General features: G+C 60.7%; 26 protein-coding genes, 3 tRNA genes and 1 riboswitch. Of the genes, 13 read left to right on the top strand and 16 right to left on the bottom strand.

What is annotated here, in order from left to right; all coding sequences use genetic code 11:
- Positions 1-64: 64 nt before the first annotated feature.
- Together thiC and ACLQ8T_RS11940 are read right to left on the bottom strand one after the other, a co-directional pair.
- Positions 65-1,807, bottom strand: coding sequence for a phosphomethylpyrimidine synthase ThiC (gene thiC / locus ACLQ8T_RS11945; protein ID WP_413454740.1), 1,743 nt, complete (start codon positions 1,805-1,807; stop codon positions 65-67).
- Positions 1,804-1,911, bottom strand: a riboswitch (TPP riboswitch). It overlaps the preceding gene by 4 nt.
- 276 nt (positions 1,912-2,187) lie before the next feature.
- Positions 2,188-2,259: transfer RNA gene (locus tag ACLQ8T_RS11940), tRNA-Thr, on the bottom strand.
- Between the two features lie 530 nt (positions 2,260-2,789).
- Between ACLQ8T_RS11940 and ACLQ8T_RS11935 the strand changes: the two genes are divergently transcribed.
- Both ACLQ8T_RS11935 and ACLQ8T_RS11930 read left to right on the top strand, forming a co-directional pair.
- A tRNA-Thr gene (locus tag ACLQ8T_RS11935) sits at positions 2,790-2,861 on the top strand.
- Positions 2,862-2,908: 47 nt separating this feature from the next.
- Positions 2,909-2,985, top strand: a tRNA-Met gene (locus ACLQ8T_RS11930).
- A 92-nt stretch (positions 2,986-3,077) separates the two neighbouring features.
- On the opposite strand, the gene ACLQ8T_RS11925 is transcribed toward ACLQ8T_RS11930, so the two are convergent.
- The gene (locus ACLQ8T_RS11925; protein WP_338085790.1) at positions 3,078-3,854 is read right to left on the bottom strand and encodes a GTP pyrophosphokinase family protein; all 777 of its coding nucleotides are present in this window, start codon (positions 3,852-3,854) and stop codon (positions 3,078-3,080) included.
- Positions 3,855-4,093: 239 nt separating this feature from the next.
- On the opposite strand from ACLQ8T_RS11925, the gene ACLQ8T_RS11920 reads away from it, so the two are divergent.
- The 7 genes from ACLQ8T_RS11920 (at position 4,094) to ACLQ8T_RS11890 (ending at position 9,274) form a co-directional block, all read left to right on the top strand.
- On the top strand, positions 4,094-5,035 hold the full coding sequence (locus ACLQ8T_RS11920; protein ID WP_413454739.1) for a DUF2797 domain-containing protein: 942 nt from the start codon (positions 4,094-4,096) through the stop codon (positions 5,033-5,035).
- 84 nt (positions 5,036-5,119) lie between these two features.
- Positions 5,120-5,395: a hypothetical protein gene (locus ACLQ8T_RS11915; RefSeq protein ID WP_413454738.1), complete on the top strand. Its 276-nt coding sequence runs from the start codon at positions 5,120-5,122 to the stop codon at positions 5,393-5,395.
- A 101-nt stretch (positions 5,396-5,496) separates the two neighbouring features.
- Entirely contained in the window at positions 5,497-5,943 is a 447-nt protein-coding gene (locus tag ACLQ8T_RS11910; RefSeq protein WP_413454737.1) for a MaoC family dehydratase N-terminal domain-containing protein, read from the top strand.
- A gap of 2 nt (positions 5,944-5,945) precedes the next feature.
- Complete coding sequence (locus ACLQ8T_RS11905; protein ID WP_128471097.1) at positions 5,946-6,386, top strand: MaoC family dehydratase; 441 nt, start codon at positions 5,946-5,948, stop codon at positions 6,384-6,386.
- Between the two features lie 2 nt (positions 6,387-6,388).
- Positions 6,389-7,591 carry an MFS transporter gene (locus ACLQ8T_RS11900; RefSeq protein ID WP_413454736.1) on the top strand — a complete coding sequence of 401 codons (1,203 nt, stop codon included), beginning with the start codon at positions 6,389-6,391 and terminating at the stop codon, positions 7,589-7,591.
- A 53-nt stretch (positions 7,592-7,644) separates the two neighbouring features.
- Positions 7,645-8,706 (top strand): UDP-N-acetylmuramate dehydrogenase, encoded by a 1,062-nt coding sequence (locus ACLQ8T_RS11895; RefSeq protein WP_413454735.1) that lies wholly within the window; start codon positions 7,645-7,647, stop codon positions 8,704-8,706.
- A gap of 43 nt (positions 8,707-8,749) precedes the next feature.
- Complete coding sequence (locus ACLQ8T_RS11890) at positions 8,750-9,274, top strand: GNAT family N-acetyltransferase (RefSeq protein WP_413454734.1); 525 nt, start codon at positions 8,750-8,752, stop codon at positions 9,272-9,274.
- A gap of 84 nt (positions 9,275-9,358) precedes the next feature.
- On the opposite strand, the gene asd is transcribed toward ACLQ8T_RS11890, so the two are convergent.
- The 9 genes from asd to ACLQ8T_RS11845 form a co-directional block, all read right to left on the bottom strand.
- On the bottom strand, positions 9,359-10,441 hold the full coding sequence (asd, locus tag ACLQ8T_RS11885) for an aspartate-semialdehyde dehydrogenase (protein WP_413456407.1): 1,083 nt from the start codon (positions 10,439-10,441) through the stop codon (positions 9,359-9,361).
- Positions 10,442-10,589: 148 nt separating this feature from the next.
- On the bottom strand, positions 10,590-10,817 hold the full coding sequence (locus ACLQ8T_RS11880) for an NF038396 family protein (protein WP_204722648.1): 228 nt from the start codon (positions 10,815-10,817) through the stop codon (positions 10,590-10,592).
- A 7-nt stretch (positions 10,818-10,824) separates the two neighbouring features.
- Positions 10,825-11,400, bottom strand: coding sequence for a dihydrofolate reductase (locus tag ACLQ8T_RS11875; RefSeq protein WP_275587984.1), 576 nt, complete (start codon positions 11,398-11,400; stop codon positions 10,825-10,827).
- Positions 11,397-12,206 carry a thymidylate synthase gene (locus ACLQ8T_RS11870; protein WP_413456406.1) on the bottom strand — a complete coding sequence of 270 codons (810 nt, stop codon included), beginning with the start codon at positions 12,204-12,206 and terminating at the stop codon, positions 11,397-11,399. The genes ACLQ8T_RS11875 and ACLQ8T_RS11870 overlap by 4 nt, the downstream gene beginning before the upstream one ends.
- A gap of 108 nt (positions 12,207-12,314) precedes the next feature.
- Entirely contained in the window at positions 12,315-12,647 is a 333-nt protein-coding gene (locus tag ACLQ8T_RS11865) for a GNAT family N-acetyltransferase (protein WP_066140787.1), read from the bottom strand.
- Between the two features lie 139 nt (positions 12,648-12,786).
- On the bottom strand, positions 12,787-13,794 hold the full coding sequence (locus tag ACLQ8T_RS11860; RefSeq protein WP_413454733.1) for an NUDIX hydrolase: 1,008 nt from the start codon (positions 13,792-13,794) through the stop codon (positions 12,787-12,789).
- Positions 13,794-16,010 (bottom strand): RNA degradosome polyphosphate kinase, encoded by a 2,217-nt coding sequence (locus ACLQ8T_RS11855; RefSeq protein WP_413454732.1) that lies wholly within the window; start codon positions 16,008-16,010, stop codon positions 13,794-13,796. The genes ACLQ8T_RS11860 and ACLQ8T_RS11855 overlap by 1 nt, the downstream gene beginning before the upstream one ends.
- Before the next feature lie 84 nt (positions 16,011-16,094).
- A complete protein-coding gene (mshD, locus tag ACLQ8T_RS11850; protein WP_204722644.1) occupies positions 16,095-17,051 on the bottom strand; it encodes a mycothiol synthase in 957 nt (318 codons plus the stop codon).
- Between the two features lie 52 nt (positions 17,052-17,103).
- Positions 17,104-17,772, bottom strand: a complete 669-nt coding sequence (locus ACLQ8T_RS11845) for a winged helix-turn-helix domain-containing protein (RefSeq protein ID WP_128471104.1) — start codon at positions 17,770-17,772, stop codon at positions 17,104-17,106.
- Between the two features lie 126 nt (positions 17,773-17,898).
- Between ACLQ8T_RS11845 and ACLQ8T_RS11840 the strand changes: the two genes are divergently transcribed.
- The 3 genes from ACLQ8T_RS11840 to ACLQ8T_RS11830 all read left to right on the top strand — a co-directional run bounded on the left by ACLQ8T_RS11840 (position 17,899) and on the right by ACLQ8T_RS11830 (position 20,605).
- Positions 17,899-18,639, top strand: a complete 741-nt coding sequence (locus ACLQ8T_RS11840; RefSeq protein WP_413454731.1) for a hypothetical protein — start codon at positions 17,899-17,901, stop codon at positions 18,637-18,639.
- 266 nt (positions 18,640-18,905) lie between these two features.
- Positions 18,906-19,520, top strand: coding sequence for an FABP family protein (locus tag ACLQ8T_RS11835; protein WP_413454730.1), 615 nt, complete (start codon positions 18,906-18,908; stop codon positions 19,518-19,520).
- A gap of 2 nt (positions 19,521-19,522) precedes the next feature.
- A complete protein-coding gene (locus ACLQ8T_RS11830; protein ID WP_413454729.1) occupies positions 19,523-20,605 on the top strand; it encodes a YgfZ/GcvT domain-containing protein in 1,083 nt (360 codons plus the stop codon).
- 75 nt (positions 20,606-20,680) lie between these two features.
- Here the strand turns inward: ACLQ8T_RS11830 and ACLQ8T_RS11825 are convergent, their stop codons facing one another.
- The 4 genes from ACLQ8T_RS11825 to ACLQ8T_RS11810 form a co-directional block, all read right to left on the bottom strand.
- Positions 20,681-21,709 (bottom strand): 6-phosphofructokinase, encoded by a 1,029-nt coding sequence (locus ACLQ8T_RS11825; RefSeq protein ID WP_204722640.1) that lies wholly within the window; start codon positions 21,707-21,709, stop codon positions 20,681-20,683.
- Positions 21,710-21,963: 254 nt separating this feature from the next.
- Positions 21,964-22,206, bottom strand: a complete 243-nt coding sequence (locus ACLQ8T_RS11820; protein ID WP_105656871.1) for a PspC domain-containing protein — start codon at positions 22,204-22,206, stop codon at positions 21,964-21,966.
- Positions 22,207-22,241: 35 nt separating this feature from the next.
- A complete protein-coding gene (locus tag ACLQ8T_RS11815; RefSeq protein WP_204722639.1) occupies positions 22,242-22,490 on the bottom strand; it encodes a hypothetical protein in 249 nt (82 codons plus the stop codon).
- Between the two features lie 12 nt (positions 22,491-22,502).
- The gene (locus tag ACLQ8T_RS11810) at positions 22,503-23,825 is read right to left on the bottom strand and encodes a PspC domain-containing protein (protein WP_413454728.1); all 1,323 of its coding nucleotides are present in this window, start codon (positions 23,823-23,825) and stop codon (positions 22,503-22,505) included.
- A gap of 151 nt (positions 23,826-23,976) precedes the next feature.
- Between ACLQ8T_RS11810 and ACLQ8T_RS11805 the strand changes: the two genes are divergently transcribed.
- A complete protein-coding gene (locus ACLQ8T_RS11805) occupies positions 23,977-25,206 on the top strand; it encodes a PspC domain-containing protein (protein WP_413454727.1) in 1,230 nt (409 codons plus the stop codon).
- Positions 25,207-25,210 lie beyond the last annotated feature (4 nt).

The following is a 25,210-nucleotide window of genomic DNA, read 5'->3' as shown; positions in this document are numbered from 1 at the left end:
CTGGATAACGCCCTTGGGGCAAGCCGAAAGCTTGCTCCAAGGGCGTTATCGCATGCCGGGCTAATTATTCGGCAGGGGTCCCGATCGGAATCTCATCCCCGAGATAGACCGTGCCGCCGCTTTCCAGGAACTGCCGGCTCTTCTGCGCCATCCCGGCCAAGGCCGCTTGTGCCTCGGCCGAGCCGTATTCGTCGCGGATGTCCTGGGAAATGCGCATGGAGCAGAATTTCGGCCCGCACATGGAACAGAAGTGGGCGGTCTTCGCCGGCTCGGCCGGCAGAGTCTCGTCATGGAATTCCTGCGCGGTGACCGGGTCTAGGGACAACGCGAACTGGTCATTCCAGCGGAATTCGAAACGAGCCTTGCTCAGCGCATCATCACGGGCCGTGGCACCCGGATGCCCCTTGGCCAGATCTGCTGCGTGAGCCGCGATCTTGTAGGTGATCACGCCGGTCTTCACGTCATCCCGGTTGGGCAGCCCCAGATGCTCCTTGGGCGTGACATAGCAGAGCATTGCGGTACCGTAGCGGGCGATCTCCGTGGCACCGATGGCGCTGGTGATGTGGTCGTAGCCCGGCGCGATGTCGGTGACCAGCGGGCCCAAGGTGTAGAACGGGGCCCCGTCGCACAATTCCTGCTGGCGCTCCACATTCTCGCGCACCAGATGGAACGGGATATGCCCCGGTCCCTCGACCATCACCTGCACGTCGTAGTGCCAGGCGCGCTTGGTCAACTCGGCCAGCGTATCCAGCTCGGCGAACTGCGCTGCGTCGTTTGCGTCCGCAATGGAGCCCGGGCGCAGCCCGTCGCCCAGCGAGAAGGCGACGTCGTACTGCGCGAATATCTCGCACAGCTCATCGAAGTGGGTGTAGAGGAAATTCTCCTGGTGGTGCGCCAGGCACCATCCGGCCATGATGGACCCGCCGCGTGAAACCATGCCGGTAACCCGGTTGGCGGTCAGTGGGATGTAGCGCAGCAGCACGCCAGCGTGGATGGTCATGTAGTCCACGCCCTGCTCGCACTGCTCGATGACAGTGTCGCGGAAGATCTCCCAGGTCAGCTTGTTGGCTTCGCCATTGACCTTCTCCAGCGCCTGGTAGATCGGCACGGTGCCGATGGGCACGGGGGAGTTGCGGATGATCCATTCTCGGGTGGTGTGGATGTCATCTCCGGTGGACAGGTCCATTACCGTGTCGGCGCCCCATTTGGCGGCCCACTGGAGCTTGGAGACCTCTTCTGCGATGGAGCTGGTCACCGCCGAGTTGCCGATATTCGCATTGATCTTGACCAGGAACGCCTTGCCGATGATCATCGGCTCGGATTCCGGGTGGTTGATGTTCGCCGGGATGATGGCTCGTCCGGCCGCGAGCTCGCTGCGCACCAGTTCTACATCGCATTCCTCGCGCAGCGCCACATAGCGCATTTCCGGGGTGATGATCCCGGCACGTGCATAGTGCATCTGCGTTACGCGCGCTCCGCCAACGGCCCGCAGCGGAGGGGCTGAACGTCCAGCCCATTCCGCGCTGGCCGTGCCGCGGCGGACCGCCGAGCGCCCGTCGTCGTGCAGATTGCGCTCGCGGCCTGCGTAAGTCTCCACATCCCCGCGCTCCAGGATCCATTGCTCGCGGAAGGGCGGCAAGCCCTGGGTCGGTTCGCTTCCCGGTCCGCTGGTCCGATACACCGACAGCGGCTCGTTGGGCTTTCCATTGGGAGAGTCTGCCAGATGGATCTGCGTGACGGGAACAGAAATTCCCGCAGATTCGCGGTAGGCAAGGGTGTGGGCAGGGTGCTGTTCAAATTGTTCCACTGGGGAAACTCACTTCCTTCGCCGGCATGACCCGGACAGGTTCAACGGTCGCGGACGGCGATAGCCCGATCTCAGCCCTTGCCAGGGCACCCGTGTGGTCGCGAACAACTTAGCACGCTTGGGAGGAAGAAACGCAAATCCAGTGGTCAGAAGGGTGACAGCAATTCAGGATGCGGGCACTGGCCCGGCGGCAGGAGCTAGCTTGTACAAGCGATCAGCCTCTTGCAGCGCGAATCGGGAATCTGGGGAAGACGGCGTGGCAGAAGACTGGCGAAGCAGCGCGAGCGAAGGCTGAGGCGAAGGCCGCGCGATGGGGCACTAAGAGCGGCAGATAAACGAAAAGAGAAGCAATCTGGAATCAGATTGCTTCTCTCATTGCGAGCCCCCTGCCGGAATCGATCCGGCGACCTCGTTCTTACCAAGAACGCGCTCTACCACTGAGCTAAGGGGGCAACAGGTAAATACTTTACACAGGTTTTCGAGGTTTGCAAAATCTCCCGGGGATTTGTTGCTGACGTCACAATATTCCTAATCAAGACGGAAATAGGAGTCGGGTTGCCTAGGTGAATTCCGTGCGCGTGAGAGCTTGCTTCATGCCTCCTGGATTACTTTCGCGGCGCGTTGTGGCGACTCCGCGCACCGGATGCCAGATGCCCTTCCAGGTAATCCATAATCCCAGGGTCGAGGGACTGGGGGAGTTGAGCCTCCTATGTTTTGCGCGGGAGATCTGTGGTTCTGCCACGAGGGAAAGTGTCTCGGGATTTTATCCTGCGCGTCTGGTCGAATCCGCGATTGACCACAAGGGACACCTCAGTGAGCATCGTCACCCGAGCACCTTTTGTCCCAGTCTTCGTCCTTGAAGATCTAGGGTGAGTGGCTAATCTCAATTTGACTAGTGGTTTTATGGAAATTTCGGGGTGTTTTCCAGGTCGGTTTGCCGATTTTTCTTTGCCGGGAAATGCGTGTAGAGTATTTACTCGTTGCCCCCTTAGCTCAGTGGTAGAGCGCGTTCTTGGTAAGAACGAGGTCGCCGGATCGATTCCGGCAGGGGGCTCTGAGTGAGAAGCTTTCTTGGCTTCTACTGGATTGTTTCTCACTTGTGGCGGCGTAGCTCAGCTGGTTAGAGCGCACGACTCATAATCGTGAGGTCCCGGGATCGAGTCCCGGCGCCGCTACCAAATCAAAGATCCTCAGCTTCGGCTGAGGATCTTTTTTGGTTTCCGGGTTCGAAGCGGTCTTCAGGGACCCGTCGTTTCGAAGCCAATAACGCTTAGTTGTCCGCACCCTTTTCAGGGCTCCTTGTGCTGGCTTGCTGTGCCAGCGAGAGCAGTCCCTGGAAGGCCTTCGTATCGAAATTCGTCTCTTGTCCTGCTGCATCATTGGCATCATGGCCGTGTACTTCGGTATGCAAGCGTTGCATTTGCATATCGAGTTTCGTTGCAACAGCTGCCGCATCGGCGAGCTCCTGTACTAGATGTTCTGGAACCTCCCCCTCGTACTTGTAGAAAATTTTATGCTCCAGGCTTGCCCAGAAATCCTGGGCGATCGTGCGGATTTGCAACTCCACTACGACGTCGACAGGGCCGTCGGATAAGAAGACCGGAATTTGCACAATTGCATGGACACTTTTATAGCCGCTTGGCTTCGGGTTCTTGATGTAATCCTTGATCTGGATGACCTTCAGGTCATTTTGAGCGGTCAAGGTGTTCAGGACCTTATAGATGTCCTTGACGAAACTGCAGGTAATGCGCACACCCGCAATATCGCTGATGTTCTCGCGTATGGCAGTAAGGGACGGCGCGATGGCCCGGCGGGCAACCTTGCGCATGATGCTCTCCGGAGTTTTCACCCGGGAGCTGACGTGCTCGATTGGATTGTATTTGTGCAAGTACAAGAACTCTTCACGCAAGATCGAGACCTTGGTCAGCACTTCGTCCACCGCAAACTGGTATTCCATCATGAAGCGCTGGAAATCGTGGTGGAAGGCCTTCGTCAATCGCTGCAACTCGGCCGGGGACGGGGTAGTTCCAGCAGCCGTGATTGCCACTGCACGCGTCTCGTCATCAAATGGGACTGAAATCCTGGATCACCTCAACAGATTGTGGCCCGGTCCGCGGTACGTTTCCGGTGCAGTTTCAGCCTAAGGGCATCTCCTAAGAATTAGGCCAGAACCAAACGGGAATTCGTCCAGCTAACTTTCGGACTTTGCGAATCGGCCAACCTGCCCAACGGACCTGGCCCTCTGCAGTGAACTATCGTTGGAGGTGAAACTTCAGAAAGGTCCTGATGGAATTCGCTTCAGCTACCCGGCAGCTATGCCACGGCATCAGCTTCGCAGAACACGAACCCGCTCCGATGCTCCGGCTGCGCAGCGGCGAAACCTGGGGGACCGAGTACCTGGAAGCGGGACGTTCACTGGCCCTGGAGATCGGAGAACTGAAGTTCTGCCTGGGCTACATCACGATGAACGCCGACGGCTCGCGCAATGCGCTGACATGCCCCAAGAACAAGGCCCTGCGCACAGGCACCCAATGCGAGAGCTGCCGCCGGCTGGACCAGTCGAAGTTCATGCACCATTTCCACAAGACCGGCGAGGCCCCCGAAGGCCTACGCAAGTACCTGGAACAGCCGCACTTCTTGTATATCGCCAGCTTCGCCCACGGAGCGACCAAGGTCGGCACCACCTCGGCCCAGAGCAAATGGACACGGCTGGCGCAGCAGGGCGCAGTCATTGCGCGCTATGTCGCCCGCGCCACTGACGGGGCGGCCATCCGGGTGATCGAAGACCTGGTTACCGAGCATGTGGGCCTGAGCCAGCAGGTGCGGCAGAAGTCCAAGGTCAAGGGCTTGGCCAGCTGGGAACTGGACTACGCCCAGCTTGATCAGATCAACGCCGACGCGGCAGGCCGGGCCAGGGACTTCCTCGGCGCGCAGCGCGGCCTGGAGACCTTTGGCGTGCAATTGCGCGACGAGCTGTGGGAGCAGCCGGCCTTCGCCCGCCCGGTCATTGGCGCCTGGGATGCGCATGCGCTGCATGCCTGGACCACGACCCTGCCCGGAAGCACCGTGAACCTGCGCATCCGCGGCGTGCTGGGACAGAGCATCCTCGCCGACAGCGGCGATGGCACCACCCTGCGCTTGCTGGATGCCGCCGAGCTGAAAACCCGCGAGGTCGCGGTGGTGGAGCAGCGCGGGGACTTCAAGGAAGAGCAATCCGCCCTGTTCTGAGGCCGGAGCGTTGTCGGGGGAGTCACGCGGAAATGCCCCGGCGGCAATGAGCGCTCCCGGCCCGGGCTGAACTAGACTTGAGCCATGACCAACACTCCTTGGGAATCCGCCTCGCCCCGCTACAAGAAGCTCGTCTTCGCCGCCATGGGCATCATGGGCGTGGGCATTATCCTGGCCATCATCGGCGCCAACATTCCGTCCCTGCCCACGGTCTACATCGCGATCGGCATCATGGTCATCGGCATGCTCTGCCACATCGCCAGCCTGGTCGTCCGGGCCAAGGACGCACGCCAGTGGCGCATCGACAACGGCCTCGCCGCGCCACAGTCCAACAAGCGCCCCGCCGACGGGCAGAACTAGGCTCTCGCAAGAATTCCACAGTGTGACCGGGCAGCTGCGCCCGGATTTCGTATCCAGCGGCATCCACGCCCGGCCACGTCCAACAACGTTCAGGAGAACCCATGGGTATCAACCCCGACCTGGTAGGGCGCATCTACCCTGCCGGCGAGTCCTACCAGGTAGGCCGCGAGAAGATCCGCGAATTCGCCGCCGCCACCAAAGCCGCCAACCGGGCGCATTACGAAGTGCAGGCAGCCCGCGGGCTGGGCTACAGCGACGTTGTCGCCCCGCCGACCTTCGCAATCATCATCGCCCAGCGGGCCGACGCGCAGCTGATCTCCGACCCGGCCAGCGGCATCGACTTCTCCCGCGTGGTGCATGCCGACCAGCGCTTCACCCACCACCGACCGATCGTGGCCGGCGATGAACTGCTCGCCGAGCTCTACGTGGACCAGATCCGCGAGATGGGCGCCGGCGCGATGATCACCACCCGCGCCGAAATCACCACCGCGGCCGGCGAGAAGATCGCCACCACCGTTTCATCGCTACTGGTACGAGCTGAGGACTAAGCATGATTGAATTCGAAAGCCTCGAAAAGGGACAGGTCATTGGCTCGCACACGGTGCAGGTCAACCGCGCGGACCTGGTTCGCTATGCCGGAGCCTCGGGCGACTTCAATCCGATCCACTGGAATGAGCGCTTCGCCAAGGAGGTGGAACTGCCTTCGGTGATCGCCCATGGCATGTTCACCATGGGTTCGGTCATCGACCTGGTCTCGCAGTGGGTAGGGAACCCGGGCGCCATCATCGACTACCAGACCCGTTTCACCAAGCCGGTCGTCGTCGAGGACCCGGAAGGCTCCAACCCATCGGAGCATGAAGGCACCACCATCTCGGTGGAAGGCAAGGTCGGCGCCTTGGACGCCGAAGCCCGCACCGCCCGCATCGACCTGGCAGTTTCGGCCGATGGAGCCAAGGTGCTGCTCAAGTGCCAGGCAGTGGTGCAGCTCTAGGCATGCAGCTTCCAGGTGATGCGCAACGGCCGGCAACCCAGTGGCGCAATGCGCTGATGGCCGCCTACCTGGCCAGCGGCCTGCTGATCTCGGCACTGGTCTCGCGCTTGCCAGCGGTGCGCGACGCCCTGGCGCTGGACCACGCCAGTGTCGGCCTGCTGCTGCTGTGCCTGAGTGCAGGGTCCTTCCTGTCCGTGTCGGTCTCGGGGCAGCTGGTCCTGCGGCTGGGCGCCACCAGCGTCATGCGCATCGCCGCGACTCTGGCCGCCGGCTCGCTGATCCTCGTCGGCGTCGGTGCCGGGATCTTCGGCAGCGCCGTCATCTGTGGCATCTTCCTCTTTGCCCAGGGACTGGGCACCGCCTCGTGGAATGTCGCCTCCAACGTCCAAGGCGCGGCCATGGAACGGGCTCTGGGCAAGAGCATCATGCCTGCCCTGCACGGCTTCTTCTCCATTGGCACGGTAATCGGCGCCGGCGCCGGCGCGCTGGGCGCACGCCTGCAGATCCCGCTGCAGTACCACTACGGCTTCATGGGCCTTCTCATCATCGCCATGGTCCTGTTCAGCGCACGATTCTACGGCGAAGACTTCAGCCGGACCCCGCGCACCAGCAGCAACGGGTCCTCGCTGAAGAAGGCCTGGACCGAACCGCAGACCGTGCTCCTGGGCGTGCTGGTGCTGGGCATGGCCCTGGCCGAAGGCGCTGCCGGAGACTGGGTGGCCATGGCGCTGGTGGACGGGTACCAGACGAAGGAAGGCATGGGAGCCATCGGCTACGGCGTCTTCGTGACCGCCATGACCCTGACCCGCCTGCTCTCCGGCGATTTGATCCTGCGGATGGGCAGGGTTTTCATGATCCGTGCCAGCGCCATCAGCGCGCTGGTTGGCGTGCTGCTCTTCGCCTTCGGCAACAATCTGCCCCTGGCCTTCGTGGCCTTGGCCATCTGGGGCATGGGCGTGGCCCTGACCTTCCCGTTGGCCATGAGCGCTGCCTCGGATGATCCGGTGCATGCGGCGACCCGCGTCTCGGTGGTGTCCACCATCGGCTACGGCGCGTTCCTCGGCGGCCCGCCCCTGCTGGGCCTGCTGGCCGAAGTCATCGGACTGCTGCCCGCCCTGGGTTCCATCTCCATCCTGGTGGTTGTGGCCTTCTGCCTGTCCTCGAATGCCGCCGGAAGCCGTGCCGGCGGCGAGCCCAAGGCCTAGCACGCGCCCCTGGCCGCAGACCATCGTCCTCATACCGAAAGTAAACTGAAGCAATGCTGAAGAACCTGACCACGACCCGCGTCGGCGGGCCAGCCCGGCATATGGTGACCGCAACCAGCGAAGCCGAACTGGCTCACGCAGTAGCCGCAGCCGATGCTGCTGGGCAGGACGTCCTGCTCATTGGCGGGGGCTCCAACCTGGTGATCTCGGATGACGGCTTCCCGGGTGTTGCCGTGCAGATTGCCACCCGTGGACTGCACCTGGACGAGCAGCCGAATAGCAAGGTGCTGCTGCGTGCCGCCGCCGGCGAGAACTGGGACACGACCGTTGAATACAGCTTGGCTGAGGGCCTGAGCGGGCTGGAAGCGCTCTCGGGCATCCCTGGATGCACCGGTGCCACCCCGGTGCAGAACGTTGGAGCCTACGGTGCAGACGTGTCCCAGACCTTGGCGTGGGTGCGCGCCTATGACCGCGAGAGCGACCAGGTACTCAAGCTGGACAACGCCGAACTTGAATTCGCCTACCGGGAGTCGCTCATCAAGCGCACCAGCAACAATGGGTCCCCGCGCTATGTGGTCCTGGAGGTGGCGTTCCTGCTGGCCCGCGAGAACGAATCGGCTCCGATCCGCTACGCAGAGCTGGCCCGCCGGCTCGGGGTTGAAGCCGGAGACCGCGCCAACGCGCTTCAAGTGCGCCAAGCAGTGCTCGAATTGCGCCGTTCCAAGGGCATGGTCTTCGATATCAAGGACGCCGACTCGCATTCCACCGGTTCCTTCTTCACCAACCCCATCGTTGAATCCAGCGTCCTGGACAAGCTTCCGCCGAACGCCCCGAACTACCCGGTGGAACAGGCCGGCTTCGTGAAGCTGTCCGCTGCGTGGCTTATCGACCAGGCCGGTTTCTCCAAGGGCTACGGCTTGGAGGGGACCGGCGGATTCGCGCTCGCCGATGGCCGCGCCTCGCTGTCCACCAAGCACACGCTGGCCATCACCAACCGCGGGGAAGCCACTGCCCAGGACATTCTGGCCATCGCCCGCTCAGTACGTGCCGGCGTGCAGGAACGTTTTGGGATTGAACTGGTCAACGAGCCGTTGCTGATTGGCGAAGTGCTCTAGGTGAAATGCTTCCCGGCGGTTGCCGGGGCAAGGGAGGAATGCCGTGGCGGAAGTATCCCTGCGCAAGCTCTGTCCAACAGATATCGACCTGCTGGAGGTGAACTTCCAATCCGTCCAGGGCGCCGGCGAAGCCCAATGGTTCGGCTTCTGGGATACCAGCAAGCTGCGCAACCGCGTGGCCCAAGACCAGATGATCGGCAGCGCTGACGGTGCGCTGGCAGTTTGCCTGGGAGAGCAGGTCATCGGCAAAGCCGATTGGTTCACCGTCACGTCGTGGGGCCGGGCCAACACCTCTGCCTGCTGGGAAATCGCCATCGGCATCTTTGCCGAGTTCCGCGGCCAGGGCCTTGGCACCCGAGCGCAGGAGTTGCTTGTCGATTACTTGTTCTCCCATTACCCGCGCCATCGGATCCAGGCCACGACAGCCGCTGAAAACCTGGCCGAGCAGAGGTGCCTGGAGAAGCTGGGGTTCACCCGCGAGGGTGTCATCCGCCAAGCCCAGTGGCGGGCCGGTGCGTGGCATGACCAGCTGATCTATTCGGTGCTCAGGAACGAGTGGGCCCACTAGCGCTCACCTGCAGGGAAATGGCAAACAGCCCGGAACAGAAATTCTGTTCCGGGCTGTTTGCCATGGTTTGCGCTTCAGGGATGGCTAGAGGCGGCCCTGGGCGATAGCGAGCATGCGGCGCAGCGGTTCCGCTGCGCCCCACAGCAGCTGGTCGCCGACGGTGAAGGCCGAGATGTATTCCGGGCCCATTTCCAGCTTGCGGATGCGGCCCACCGGGATGTCCAAAGTGCCCGAAGCTGCGACCGGAGTCAGCTGATCCACGGTGGCTTCCTTCTCGTTCGGAATGACCTTGGCCCACTCGTTGTCGGCTGCCAGCAGCGACTCGATTTCGGAGACCGGCAGGTCTTCCTTCAGCTTCAGCGTCAGTGCCTGCGAGTGCGAGCGCATGGCGCCAATACGAACGCACAGTCCGTCCATGATGATCTGCTTGTCGCCGGCAGTCTGCAGGATCTTGTTGGTCTCAACGCCTGCCTTCCATTCCTCGCGGGACTGGCCGTTGCCCAGATCCGCATCGATCCATGGAATCAGCGAGCCGCCCAGCGGAACACCGAACTGCGACGCGTCGAGGTTTCCACGCTGGGTTTCCAGAACCTTGCGGTCGATTTCCAGGATGGCGCTGGCCGGATCAGCCAGTTCGCTGCCCACCGACGCGTTGATGTCGCCGAACTGGGTGAGCAGTTCGCGCATATGGCGTGCACCGCCGCCCGAAGCAGCCTGGTAGGTCATCGCGGTGCCCCACTCGACCAGGTTGTTCTTGAACAACCCACCCAAGCCCATGAGCATGCACGAGACGGTGCAGTTGCCGCCAATGTAGTCCCTGGTGCCAGCGGCCAGGGATTCATCGATCACCGAACGGTTGACCGGATCCAGGACGATGACCGAATCATCGTTCATGCGCAGCGAGGATGCGGCATCGATCCACAGGCCGTCCCAGCCGGACTTGCGCAGCTCGGTGTGGACCTTGGTTGTGTAGTCGCCACCCTGGGCGGTGACGATAATCGGCAACTTCGACAGCGTGTCAATGTCGAACGCGTCCTGCAGCGGGCCGGTGCCCTCAGCGAATGCCGGGGCGTTGCCGCCAGCATTGGAAGTCGAGAAAAATACCGGGTCGATCTGGGCAAAATCGCCCTCGTCGAGCATGCGCTGCATCAGCACGGATCCAACCATGCCTCGGTAACCTACAAAACCAACAGATGAAGTCATGTCTCCATGGTAGGTGCGATGATCGGGCAGAGCCCGGTTCGTTACAAGAGTTAAAGCAGAATCACACCCAAGCCCCAGCAGGGTTCAGGTGTGATTCGGTACAGCGAAAGTTTTACTTTTCCTCAAGCAGCAGCTTGCGGTTCTTGATCGCCCACATCGCCGAGAAGATGAAGATCTGCGTGGGAACCAGCAACAGGATCAGTCCGAAAATCTTGTGGCCGCCCAGAACCATGAAGAAGCCGAGTGCGGCCACTACCAATGCCAGCAGCGGGAAGAGCATGTATCCGAGAATGAAGAGTGCCTCGGGGTGCTGCTTGAGCTCTCCGATGTATTTTTTCATGGTCGTTCTAGTCCTTTTGGCGAAGCCAGGTTTCGAAGCGGTAGCGGGTACCGGTGGAGGAAACATGCCAGCGGGCAGCTTCCGAATCTTGGGATGGATCGCAAGCACCCAGAGCGAAGTCGGCGGTGAGCGACGGCGCGGAGGTATCTCCTTCGGGGGAGACATCAAGCTTGGTGACCACCGCGAGGTCCAGCAGGTCCAGTGCCTGTGCGTAGACGTTGCCGCCGCCAATGATCCAGACTTCTTCGCCGCCTTCGCTGCGCTGTGCCAGGGCAATGGCTTCTTCCAGGCTCGAGACGGGGACTGCGCCATCCTTGCGCAGTTGCCCATGTGCATCGGCCTGCGTGGTCAGCACGATGTTGGTGCGGCCTGGCAGGGGGCGGAACTTCGCCGGGAAAGAATTCCATGTGGCGCGGCCCATGATTACCGGATGGCCTGCCGTGGTGCGCTTGAAGTGGGCCAGATCCTCGGGAACATGCCATGGCATGGCGCCGCCAGCGCCAATGATGCCGTTCTCGGCTTGGGCCCAAATGGCGCCAATCAGCGGTTGCACCTCGTGCGCGTGGCGCGGATTGCGGGTCATACGGCTACGGTGCCCTTGATGGTTGGGTGGTGCTGGTAGTCGTTGACGCTGAAATCTTCCAGCGTGTAGTCGAAGATCGACTTTGGCTTGGAATTGAGGCTGAGCGTCGGATATGGGTAAGGATCGCGGGAGAGCTGCTCCTGGACCTGTTCCAAGTGGTTGGTGTAGATATGCACGTCGCCGCCGGTCCAGATGAACTCGCCTGGTTCCAGGTCGAGCTGATGCGCCAGCATGCGGGTCAGCAGGGCATAGGAAGCGATGTTGAAGGGCACGCCCAGGAACATGTCTGCGCTGCGCTGGTAAAGCTGGCAGGAGAGCTTGCCATCGGCGACGTAGAACTGGAAGAACACGTGGCATGGCGGCAACGCCATGTTGTGGATTTCTGCGACGTTCCACGCCGAGACGATATGGCGGCGGGAGTCGGGATTATTGCGCAACGAGTCGACCAGCTGGGAAATCTGGTCAATGTGGCCGCCTTCGGGAGTTGGCCAGCTGCGCCATTGGACGCCGTAGACCGGGCCGAGTTCGCCGTGCTCATTAGCCCATTCGTTCCAGATGCGAACGCCTTGGTCCTGCAGCCACTTCACGTTGGATTCGCCGCGCAGGAACCAAAGGAGCTCGGCAGCCACAGACTTGAAGTGCACCCGTTTGGTGGTGATCAGCGGGAAAGAATCCTTCAGATCGAAGCGGATCTGGCGGCCGAATACCGACAGGGTTCCGGTTCCGGTGCGGTCTTCCTTGGAGGCGCCGTTTTCCAGCACGTCTCGAAGCAGATCTTCATAGGGGGTCGCGATTGAACTCGTCATCATACCTGTCTGCTGGTCGTCGGCGCTGGCATATTCACACGTTCCAGTTTAGATCAATTGGAATGCCGCCGAAACTACGGACATTGATGACTCTGCTCGCATTCGAGGCTAGCTGGCGGAAACCACCATGTCGTTGTATTCCGGGTAGCGGTGCAGGTAGTCCTGGACATAGCTGCATTCGGGAATGATCTTCAGCCCTTCGTCGCGGAACTTGTCCAGAACCAAGGTCACCAGGGCACGAGCGTATCCTCGGCGTCCGAATTCCTCGTTGACGATGGTGTGCTGAATCGTGGCGATCCCGTCTTCTTCGTGGTAGCCGAGGAAGCCGACGAAAGTGGAACCGTGCCACAGCGAATAGCGGCCACGGCTCGCGTCGTGATCCAGACGCAGGCCATGGTGCACAATCTTCTCGACTGGCTGGTGCGGCTGCTTGGCAGTCATGGCATTACCTCATTCTCGGCTGTGATGTGTGTCCTATTTACAGTCTTATCCCTAATCGGAGCCAGATGCAACGGGTTTCGCCAAGCCATGAGAGAACACCTATGCACGGCATGCATTGGACGGGTAGCGGCCGCCGAGGCTAGTCGTGGTACGGCGTGTGGATCTCGAATGAGACGATGCGCGGCTTGCCGGCTTGGACCTGCTGTGCAACGATCAAGGATCCTGGTTCCAAATAGGGATCTTGATCCGGCAGCGCCTGGGCCAGTTCAGCGGTGGAGTTCTTTACGAGGACCTCCAGTACGAAGGGCAGCACCGGCCGATGCGTGCAAATGACCTGGGAACGGTACTTGTCGAACAGCTTCTGCACGGCCTTGCGGGCTCGCTCAGGCTTGCGCGTGGCAGCATGTTCGGTCAGTGCCTTGATGCTCTTGAGGTTCAACGCGTGCAAGGCTGCGTAGGGCGTAATCGTCTGTACGCAACGCATCCACGGCGAAGAAGCCACATGCATGGGCTTCCACGCTTCGAGCATCCGCGAAACAGCCTGCGCTTGGCGCCGTCCGGTCGCCGCCAGCGGGCGGTCGCCCTCGGCGCGCGTCCATTTGCCACGCGGCTTGGCCTTGGCATGGCGGACGATCAGCACCGGGTGCGTATCGAGCACGCCAGCGTCATGGGCCCTCAGCAGGTCGTCCAGCGGCTGGTTGTCGGTGGCCGCGGACAGCATCCCGGCAGCTTTCTTGGGGCTGACCCAGCGCGTCTCGTCGCATTCTGCGCCGTCGGGTTCGATCACCGTCTGCGGATCGGTCTTGGCCGCCCAGTAGTAGACGACCTTGGTTTTCTGCCCGACTTTGTAGGCAGTGGCCGAAAGCGGGATGCCCAAGGTTATGCGCAACCCGATTTCCTCGCGGACCTCGCGCAACGCGCACTCTGCGATGGATTCGCCCTGCTCCAGCTTTCCCTTGGGCCAGGACCAGTCGTCGTACTTGGGACGGTGGATCAAGAGAACTTGCAGTTTGCCGTCCTTCAGCCTCCAGGGGATCGCCCCGGCAGCCACGATGTCGTATTCGCCAAGGCGGATTTCCTCGGCGTCTGCGGATCGGATGATGTCACGAGCCCTGGTGCGGGTATCGCGCAGCTCTGATTCGTTCACTAGCTGTTACGTCCACTGTTCCGTCGGCGGGCATGTTCTTCTACTAGCCAGAACTGGACATCGGAGAGCGGCTTGCCATCCTCGTCCTGGTAATGGCGGATCCATTCTCCATCGGAGTTCAAGTGCCAGGAAGCGGTCTTGTCATCCATGTAGCGGGCCAGCAGCGTGATCATGCGATCGATGTCTTCCGGGTTGCGCAGCGAAACCAGGGCTTCCACGCGCCGGTCCAGGTTGCGGTGCATCATGTCGGCGGAGCCGATGTACACCAGTGGATCTCCGCCATTTTCAAACTTGAACACGCGGCTGTGCTCAAGGAACCGGCCAAGGATGGAACGCACTTCGATGTTCTCGCTCAGTCCGGGGACGCCCGGGCGCAGGGCGCAGATGCCGCGAACAATGACTTCCACCTTGACGCCTGACTGGCTGGCCCGGTACAGCGCATCGATGATGGCTTCATCCACGATCGAGTTGACCTTGATGACGACCTTCGCCGGCTTGCCCGCGGTGGCGTTGACGATTTCCTTCTCGATGTGCGCCAGCAGTCCGGTGCGTACCGAACGCGGAGCAACCAGCAAGCGGTTGTATGTCGAGCGCGGGGCGTAGCCCGAGAGCTGGTTGAAGAGCTTGGAGATATCCTCGCCCACCTCGTCGTCGCAGGTGAGCAAGCCGAAGTCCTCGTAGTAGCGCGCGGTGCGCGGGTGGTAGTTTCCGGTGCCGATATGGCAGTAGCGGCGCAGCTTGTCGCCTTCGCGGCGAACCACCAAGGAGAGCTTGGAGTGGGTTTTCAGGCCAACGATGCCGTAGACCACATGCACTCCGGCCTGCTCCAGCTTGCGAGCCCAGGAGATGTTGGCCTGCTCGTCGAAGCGCGCCTTGATTTCCACCAGGGCCAGGACCTGCTTGCCGGCTTCTGCCGCGTCGATCAGCGCATCGACAATTGGCGAGTCGCCGCTGGTGCGGTACAGGGTCTGCTTGATGGCCATGACCTTCGGGTCAGCTGCGGCCTGTTCCAGGAAGGCCTGCACGCTGGTGGAGAAGGAATCATAGGGATGGTGAAGCAGGATGTCGCGGCGGCGTACGGCCGCGAACACATTGGCGGCCTTGGCAGTTTCCGATTCGTTCAGGTAGTTGGAAGTATGGCCGACATGCTTGGTGTAGTGCAGCTCGGAACGATCGAGCGACGCGATGACACCGAGGCCGCGCAGGTCCAATGGGGCGGGAAGCTTGAAGACCTCGTCCTCTTCCACACCTAGTTCGCGGGTGAGCAGTTCCATGATTTCGGGGTTGATGTCATCGGCGACCTCCAGGCGGACCGGTGGACCGAAGCGGCGGCGCAGCAATTCCTTCTCCAGCGCCTGCAGCAGGTTTTCTGCATCGTCTTCTTCAACTTCCAGGTCTTCGTTGCGGGTAACGCGGAAGAAGTGGTGCTCAACGATTTCCATGCCGGGGAACAGCAGCTCCAGGTGTACCGCGATGAGCGCTTCGAGAGGGATGAAGCGGGCGGTGCGCAGCGACGAGTGCGCAGCGCGGGTGCCGTCGATGCTGATCAGGCGGGCGATGGTGTCCGGCACCTTCAAGCGGGCGAAGAGTTCTTTGCCGGTCAATGGGTTGCGGACTACCACGGCCAAGTTCAGCGAGAGGCCGGAGATGTAGGGGAATGGGTGGGCGGGGTCAACGGCCAGCGGGGTGAGTATCGGGAACACCTGGGAAACGAACCATTTGGAAAGCAGTTCTCGTTCGGAGGCCGAAAGGTCTTCCCATGTGGTGATGCGGATCCCTTGCTCGGTCAAATCCGGGTAGACCGAGTCGGCGAAGACCTTGGCGTGGCGGGTCTGCAGTGCGTGGGCCGAGGAGAGTAGCAGCTCCAGCTGGTCTACCGGGTTCATGCCGTTTGCCGCTGGCACTGCCAGTCCTGCGTGGATGCGGCGCTTCAGCCCGGCAACGCGAACCATGAAGAACTCATCGAGGTTCGAGGCGAAGATGGACAGGAAGTTCACACGTTCCAGCAATGGCAGATCGGTGTCTTCGGCCAGTTCCAGGACACGGGCGTTGAAGTGCAGCCAGCTGAGCTCGCGGTCAAGGAAACGTTCATTTTTGAATCCGCCATCAGGATGCAAGTCCGGCAACGAATCGGCAGGTTCTATGCGGTCCTCGTTGACTTTCGAAGAAGGGACATCGCGTAGTTGAGTACCAGTTTCCTTGGGGTAGCTATTCATCTGCTGAACTCACTTCTTTCCTGCAAGTGGACGCTAAAGACACCGCTAGTGGCAGTCCCGAAATAATCGGAACTGCCGGTACCCCTAGTCTATCTTCTGCGGACCGTACATGATGTCGGCATCCCAAAGTGTGAAGCCCAGCGAGCGGTAGAGCTTCACCGCTGCCTCATTATCGGCATCGACGTACAGGATCACCGCATCAACGCCCAGTTCAAGCAGGTAGTTGACGCCCGTGGTGGTCAAGGAGCGGCCCAAGCCTAGTCCCTGCGCTTCGGGAACCACCCCGACAACATAGACTTCGCCGGTGGGACGTGCCGCGTCACCGGAGGCAGGATGGATCTTGGTCCAGTGGTAGGCGAGCAGATTCTCCTCCGCATCGAATGCGAGGAAGAAGCCGGTTGGATCGAACCAGTCCTCGGACATGCGTGCTTCGAGGTCGTCAAGGGTCAGCGAGCCCTGCTCGGGATGGTGGGCGAAGGACTTGGCGTTGGCTTCCAGCCACTGAGGCTCATCCTCGCCAACGCGGAACGTGCGAACCATGATGCGGCGGTCAATCGGGGATTCTTCCAAATAATCGGTGCCTTCGCGGCGCATCCGGAACAGCTCGCGTACGCGGTTCAGTCCTACGCCGGCGGCCAGCTTCTTGGCCGCCTCGTGGTCGCCGTGCGCCCACGCCTGGATTTGCGAGAGGTCCAGCAGCTCGCCGAGCTTGCCCAACAGGGCGCGGCCAATACCGGCCCGACGATGCTCAGGGTGGACCACCAGTTCCATGACCCAAGGGTGCTCCTCGGATTCCCGAACCGCGACAGCCACGCCGGCCAACGTGGAATCCGCACCTTCACCGGCTTCAGCGAGCAGTGCAATTAGATTTCCGTTTGACTCATCGGCTGCCAAGGCCACCAGGGTCTGATCGCTCAACGGCGGATTGCCATCGGCTTCCTGCGCATCGAGTGCTAGTTGACGCACGTCGGACAGTACCCGTTCATCAAGCTCACCCGGGACGTGCTGAATGGAAACAGTGTTCTGTGGCAGTTCGCTCATGCATTTCACGATAGTCGCAAAATGTGGGAAGTGGGTAGGAGTTATCCGAAAGTTATGATTCGGCGTGGAAGCGGTAGCCGACGTTGCGCACCGTTCCAATGAGCTGCTCATGATCGGTGCCGAGTTTCGCGCGCAAACGGCGCACATGCACGTCAACGGTACGGGTGCCGCCGTAGTAGTCATAGCCCCACACCTCATGCAGCAGCTGCTCGCGGGTGAAGACCCGACCGGGAAACTGCGCGAGGTACTTGAGCAGCTCAAACTCTTTGTATGTCAGGTCCAGCATGCGGTTATCGATACGGGCGGTGTAGCTCAACTCATCGATGCGCAGGCCCGAAGAGCTTTCGGGCTCGACCTGCGCCGGGGCAGGGGCCGATGCGCCTGAGAGCATCAGACGGATGCGTGCATCAAGTTCGGCAGGAATCGCGGAAGGCAGCAGGAAATCCGTCGCGTGCCAGTCCGAATTCAAAATGCCCAGTGCGCCCTCGCTGACAACCAGCAGCAAGGGGAGATTCAAGTTGGCGTGCAAGAGCTGTGCCAAAGAGCGAGCCGGAATCAGATCGGTGCGGGCATCGAGAATGAGCGCATCGCATTCCGGGAGTTGGCTCAGCGACTCTGTGGTTGCAGGGAAGAATGAAATCTCGTGCATCAACAGTTCAAGTGCCGGAAGAACTTCAGCGGCATTTTCGGCATGATTACTTAGGAGCAGTAGGTGAGCCAATCGGTCTGCCTCCTGCCAGATAGTTGCGAAAAAATCACTTTTACGTGTCACAGTATAAGGAATGAATCAGTTGAAGCACGCATGTGAACACGCAAGTGCGGACACATTACCGTCAGGAATCGGAATTTGAGAATCAAGGTTTTATTCAGTGGGCTCGTTGCAGCAGCACTGCTTGTCGTTGTCGCAAGTCTGGATTCGATGAGCTGGCTGATGGGTGTGCTCACCGCGGTATTGCAGCTGATTTTCGCCTATACGTGGCCCCGCATGGTTCGCTCCGATGCGCCATGGCCGATCACCATCATCTTGGCGCTATGCTCGTTGGCTGCCACGGCCTTGGCCATGTTCTTGCCGGGCGGGTCGATGATGTCACATAGCGTCGAAGTCATCGCGGTTGGCGTGCTTCTGGTATTTATAAGCCAAGTATTGCGCGGTGCAGAAGCCGAAGGCCGGTTGGCCGGCGTGGTTTCCGGTGTGACTGGCATTGTCCTGGGTGTGCTCGGGTCTGCCTGGGCCGCCAGCGCTTACGCACCATACGGCTTTGGGTTGACCGTGATCACCGTGGTCGCGCTGCTCGGGGCTGGTGCGGTGTCCGCAACCCGTCTGCCGAACCGGATGACGATGATTCTTGCACCTGTGGTTGCTGCAGCTTTGGGCGCGGCGTCCAGTGCGTTGCCGATAGATATCCTTTGGTACCAGGGCGCGATCCTCGGGTTGCTTGCAGGACTGCTGGTTGGTTCGTTACGCGCCTTGGCTTTGGTCAGCCGCAGCGTGCGCAATCTAAGTGGAATCCTGGGCTTGGCCTGCGCCATCTTGCTGATGAACGGTGCTGTCAGCTGGTATGCAATGGAAGTGCTAGCATTCATTTAACGGTGAGCGGTTCAAATATGATGCAAGCTGCGTCACGCGTGTCGAAGTTCTCCGGGCTCGCACGCTAAGATGAAGCCATGAATGAAAATTACCTTGCAATCGAAATTTTCTTCCAGGCACTTGTAGTGATCGCCGGTCTCGGAATGGCCGGGTTCGCAGGCCTGGTAGTGAAGCGCCTCTTCCAGGGCCAGAAGTAGAAACAGCGCACACAACAACGTGTGCGCTGTTTTCATTTCATCACTAACTGAATTAGGAGCGAGTAGTCCATGGCCTTTGACCTACCTACGGACCTCACCCCGGAACTTGTACCTTTCGCTTGGATCATTGGCACCTGGGAAGGTGCCGGCCGTCTTGGCGAAGGCGAAGCCGAGGACGAGTTTTTCTGGCAGCAAGTCACCTTCCGTGACCTTGGCGGCCCTTACCTTGAATACCGCAGCGAAGCCTGGCTGACAGAAGCCGATGGCACGAAGCTGCGCATCCTGGCAGTTGAATCCGGGTTCTGGTCGCTGGACCGCGAACAGCAGGATGCCGATGCCGGTCCCGGCATGGTGCCGGGGGATATCTTCCCGGTATTGCGTTCGGCGGACGATGTGCAGAAGCTGCACACCGAGGACGGCTTCAAGATCCAGGCGCATATCGTCCGGCCTGATGGCATCTCAGAGCTGTATTACGGCCTGATTGATGGGCCGCGTATTCAGCTTGCCACCGAGAGCCTGCTGCGCAGCAAGAACGCCCAGGCTTACGCATCGTCCACTCGCATCTACGGCCTGGTCAATGGCGAGCTGTTCTGGCGCTGGGACGTCTCCAAGGGCAATATGGACCTCCAGGCGCACGCCTCCGCGGCGCTCAAGCGCGTCACGGCCGAAGGAACGGCGAACTGATCATGGCCGCTGGATACCGTTCAATTCTGCTCGATCGCGCTGGGGCTGTGGAAGCTGGCGGTGTTGATGCCGGTGTCGCAGCCCACTACGGCGCTCCGACCCGTGAAGCACGCAAGCTCGCCGAGGGCCAGGCAATTGCCGATCTGAGCCACTTCGACGTTGTCGAGATCCGAGGCGATGATCGCCAGAGCTGGCTCGATACGCTCAGCAGCCAGCGAATTTCCCATCTGAAGCCAGGGGACAGCACCCAAGCGCTGCTGCTTTCGGTCCAGGGTCGCATTGAGCACGAGATGAAGGTGCTCGCCACCGAAGACCGTTTGCTGCTGATTGTTGAACCGGGCGCCGGGGCAGCGTTGGAGCAGTTCTTGAACTCGATGCGCTTCATGCTGCGCGTTGAGGTGAATGACCTTTCCTCCAGCTATGGCGTTCTGGCAGCTCCCCGCAAGATCGGCACCGCTGGATCGCTGGTCTGGGAGAACCCATGGCCGGGCATTACCGAGGGCGGTTGGGCCTATTCCCGCGCAGACCACCCAGGCAAGGAACGTCCATGGTTCTTGCACATCGTGGAGCTGGAAAAGCTGGCCGAAGCCGTAGCTGACGAAGAACTATCCGGCATGATGGCGGTCGAAGCCTTGCGCATCGCCGCGTGGGAACCGCGCTTCGGCGCTGAGATCGACGACAAGACCATTCCCCACGAGCTGGACTGGCTGCGTACTTCGGTGCATTTGAACAAGGGCTGCTACAAGGGCCAGGAAACGATTGCCCGCGTGCACAACATCGGCCACCCGCCGCGCCGACTGGTCTTCCTGGACCTTGACGGTTCCATGCACACGTTGCCAGCCGCAGGGGCCGAAGTGAAGCTGGGCGAACGCACGGTAGGCCGGATCACTTCCGCGACCCTGCATTATGAAGCAGGCCCCATTGCCTTGGCCGTGGTCAAGCGCAACGTTGACCCGGAAGCGGTGTTGTCCGTGATTGACGGCGAAACGAGCTATCCGGCTACGCAGGACGTCATCGTGGCTACCGATGCCGGCCAGGTGGCTGGGCGCTTTACCGGGTTCCTGAGGACCCCGCCCCAAGGCTAGAAGCCAACAACAAGGGCGTGGGGTGAAAAGCATATCCAATGCATTTCACCCCACGCCCTTGTTGCGTCTCCAGGATCAGCCGAAGAGCACAGCGGCTTCTTCGTAGCGTTCCATGGGCACGCGCTTGAGGTTGTTCAAGGCGGCCCGCAGAGGCACACGCAGCACCTTCGTGCCGTGCAGGGCCACCATGGTCCCCCAGGCCTTGGCGTGAATGGAATCCACAGCAGCCATTCCCAGCCGGGTGGCAAGGACACGGTCGAAAGCGGTAGGCACGCCGCCGCGCTGAATATGGCCCAGCACCGTTGCACGCGTTTCAATGCCGGTACGTTCCTCGATCACTGGCGCGAGCATCTCGCCAATGCCGCCGAGGCGAGCACGGCCGAAGGAGTCGAGGCCGCGTACCGAGAACGCCTCTTCCATGCCTTCGGGCACGAAGCCTTCGGCGACAACTACCAATGGGGCGCGTCCGCGTTCATGGGCTTCGTTCACCCACTGGCAGATCTGCTCCATGGTGGTGGACACCTCTGGGATGAGCACGGCGTGCGCACCGGATGCCATGCCTGCGTGGAGGGCAATCCAGCCCACGTGCCGTCCCATTACTTCAGCGACCATGCAGCGGTGGTGCGAGTCGCCGGTGGTGCGCAGGCGGTCGATGGCTTCGACGGCGATCTGGTTGGCGGTATCGAAACCGAAGGTGTAGTCCGTGGCGTCCAGGTCATTGTCAATGGTCTTGGGGACGCCAACGATAGGCAGGCCCGCCTCGCAGAGGCGCTGGGCGCCGGCTAGCGTGCCTTCGCCGCCGATGGCGATCAGCGAATCGATGCCATTGGACTTGAGGACTTTGGAAATGTTCTCGGCGCCACCGAGATCACCCTCGAACGCATTCGTGCGCGAGGTGCCCAAGATGGTGCCGCCCTGCTTGGCGATGCCGCGCACAGCGGTTCGGGGAAGATCAAAGAAGTCGCCTTCCTTGACGCCACGCCAGCCGTCACGGAAACCGACGAACTCGTAATCGTAGCTTTTGATGCCGTTCAGTACCGCTCCGCGGATGACAGCGTTCAAACCTGGGCAGTCGCCGCCGGAGGTCATGATTCCAATGCGCATTGGTCCTCGCTTAGTAAAGGGAAAGCCTTGTGCAGCAACTGGAGCAAGCAGGCTCCCGATCTAGCTGCGACAGCAAGGATTTCCATTCGGATGTCGTTCAATATCCGCGCGCCATTGAGCATCTACTCTGCGTGCCATTGTACGTGCTTAAAGCCACTAGGGCGAGTCTCACGTCACGGAAGTGCTTGAGACCCGCCCTAGTAGGATCATGGCGCCAAGCTTCGTTCGCCGAGTTGGCCGGTCGGGACCAGAATTTAGAATTTGCGCAGCCAGTTCTGCAAGATGATGGTGTTGTCCTGTGCCGGGATCAGGATCCACGCCAGAATATATGCCGCAACGCCCATGACCGGAAGCAGGAACGAAAGCAGCAGCGCAATGCGCACCAAGGTGACATCCCATCCGAACTTGTCGGCAATGCCTCCTGCGACGCCGCCGGCCAAGCGGCCTGGTCCGCGGCGAAGCGGCATGGAACGAAGCGAGTTGAAGAATGCGTCCATCAGATAACTCCTAATAGTTGGAAAAGCGTGGAAACTTAGAGGTTGGGGTCCGTGGGCAGTGGTGGTTCAGCTGCGGATTTCCGGGCCTTGCCGGCCGCGGCCAGACCGGAGAAGATCATGGCAACACCGGCCAACGCGACGATGGTGATGAAGAACAACGGCATGTCGAAACTCCATTGCAGAACCAGTCGGCTGAGCGATGCCAGGGCGACAACGATCATGATCAGCCCGAAGACCAAGGTTCCGGTAGGGAATTTTCTAGCTGGAGTGGAAGAAGTATTCATGAAGCTCAGTCCTTAGAAATCCTTGTTGCTGGGGTTCAGGATGCTGGGGGTATCCACGCTGGTGGAGAAGCTGGAAAAAGCGCCGTCGACTTCAACGGTCAGCGTTGGTGCATCGCCGGGCAAGGACCGTAGATCCTGAGGCAGCTCCAAGTCCATTTCGGACAGGAACGCGCCTTCAGTTTGTACCTTCACCGGAACATTCTCCGGCAGGAGCAGGTCCAGCTTGGAAAATACGGAGTCGATCTCTACCGTAGTGGGCTTGGTAATCGTGCCCAAGTGGGTCAGGTCTACCGTGGAGCTGCTGAATGCTGCACTGTACTGGCTGTCGTCTCCGGTAGCCGAGCGAAGGAACCCGCGGGTTGAATCACCGAAGGACGTTACAGAGAAGATCACCGTCAACACCAGCAGAGGAATTGCCAAGCCTAAAAGGCCTCCGCTGGTGCGCCCGGAAAGGGCGGCCAGGACTATGACGAGCCCAACCAGCAGCAGTCCGCAAGCCAAGGCCACCGTCCAGCCCGAACCAGGCAAAGCAACGATATCCAAGTAATCGGCCAGCATGACCACAGCGATCACCAGCACGGTGAGGCCGAAGACGGTCGTTCCGAGCCATCCCGGAATCGGGTGGCTGACCGGCTTGCGATTCACCTTGGAACTGTAGGCCTTGGTGTATGCAGGATCTGGTGAGTAGCTAGTCTCGTGCTGGCGTGTGGGGCCAGAATCAGCTGAACTCATGGGGTACTCCGTAGTTGGCGCATCTGGATTACCGGCCGCAAACCGGTTCGCCGCGCTTGCATTGAAACTCTGGGGGCCATCTTCACGCCATGGATGCTCCAACGCCGTCGTCTTGCCGGCAGGCTTGGGCGAGGCGACAGGACTGGTACCGGTTGGCGCCGTCTTTCGTGCCCCGTCCGGACGTGCAAATCTGGTGTTTTTCCTGCTGAAGATGATGAATGCGATGGCCGCGACAATCGCCACGGGCCACAAGATCGGTGCCAGAGAATCCAGGAACCAGGGAGCCGGGAAGATGCCCACCGCCAAGATGATGACTGCGCCGGTCATGCCGCTGGTCCAGTTGCGATTCACTGCACTTTCCAAATGGATCTTTCCAGCGGCATCTGGCAGCAACGCCCAAGCCAGACCATAGAGGACCATGCCCAAGCCGCCGAGGACACCGAGCACCACGAAGATGCCGCGGATCAGGACCACATCGACCTTGAAATAATCGGCCAGGCCAGTTGCGACGCCACCGAGCCACTGAGAGTCCTGGCGGATGACCGGTGATTTGCGCAGCTGTTCGTAGATGCCACGACGACGTTGAGACCCTTCGTTATTCATAGTTCAATGTTCTCGCGTTGCCGGGGTCCCGCGCTATGAGGGGATACCCTGAACTTCCCCTAGGGGTGCCCCCTAGATCCGGTGATCAACCGCGAAGAAACGCTAAGAACGTGCTTGACTTAGAACTATGGAAAGTCCTGAACGACCTTTGATGGTTCGCAGCGAAAACCGGCTCATCGCTGGTATCTGCGGCGGCCTCGCGGAGCATCTGAATTTGCCGCTGAAGTACGTCCGGCTGGGGTTTCTGGGACTATCCGTATTGGGCGGCGTCGGCATACTGCTCTATGCCTGGCTCTGGGTATTCGTCCCGAGCGCCGAAGAAGCGCACGCGGATGAGCTCCGCTCCTGGGGCACCAGGTCACGCAGCCTTGCTGAAGAGATGAACCGAGTGCAGCAAGGCATTTTCCGTCCACGCGAAGGGTGGGAAAGGAACTCCACCTGGCGTGACACGTTAATAGGTGCGAGCTTGCTGGCGCTCGCCGTCCTGGCCTTCGGACAATGGGCCGGCTGGAATATCCGCTGGGATTTGATCTGGCCTTCCTTGTCCATTATTGCCGGCATTGTGCTGGCCTGGATCCAATTCGACGATGGGATCACCGATGGCAAGAAACGCCTGGCCCTGCCATTGTTGCTGCGCTTGGCTTTTGGACTGGTCTTGGTCATCGGCGGGCTGCTGGCCTTGCTGGGAAACGTTGTCGGAGCCGCGGACCTGCTCGGTGGCCTGTGGGCGGCTTTGGCGATAATTGTCGGCGCGACCGTTGTCTTGCTTCCTTGGGGCACGCGGCTATGGCGGGACTTCATCGCTGAACGAAGCTCGCGCCAGGCGGCGGCCCAACGTGCAGAGTTCGCCGCTCACCTGCATGATTCGGTATTGCAAACCTTGGCGGTGATTCAAAAACGCAGCGAAGACCCAGCTGCGGTGAGGGCCTTGGCACGTGTCCAGGAACGTGAACTGCGCCAATGGCTGTATGGCAATCAGGACCTAGATGACGAAGATGTCATCGTTGAGATCCAGCACGAGGCAAGCCACATTGAACAGCTGCTTTTGCGCGATGTTGAAGTCGTTGCGGTCGGAAAAGTGCAGGGCTTTGCCGGACAGCAGGCAATGGTGGCCGCTAGCCGCGAGGCGATGATGAACGCGGCCAAGCATGCTGATGGCAAGATTTCTGTTTTCATCGAATGCTCGTCTGCCCAAGTAGAAGTGTATGTGCGCGACCGTGGCACGGGTTTTGATATCGATGGAATACCGGTGGATCGTCACGGTGTCAGGGAATCAATTATTGGCCGCATGGAACGCGCAGGCGGTACGGCGCAGATCCGCAGCGGCGCATCCGGAACTGAAGTGCAGTTGAGCATGCCACTGGACATGGAGGAAGAATAGGAAT

The organism is Glutamicibacter sp. FR1 (assembly GCF_047300825.1).
GTDB classification, from domain to species: domain Bacteria; phylum Actinomycetota; class Actinomycetes; order Actinomycetales; family Micrococcaceae; genus Glutamicibacter; species Glutamicibacter nicotianae.
Note: the sequence above shows the minus strand (reverse complement) of the source record. Positions and strands in the feature narration are given on the sequence as shown.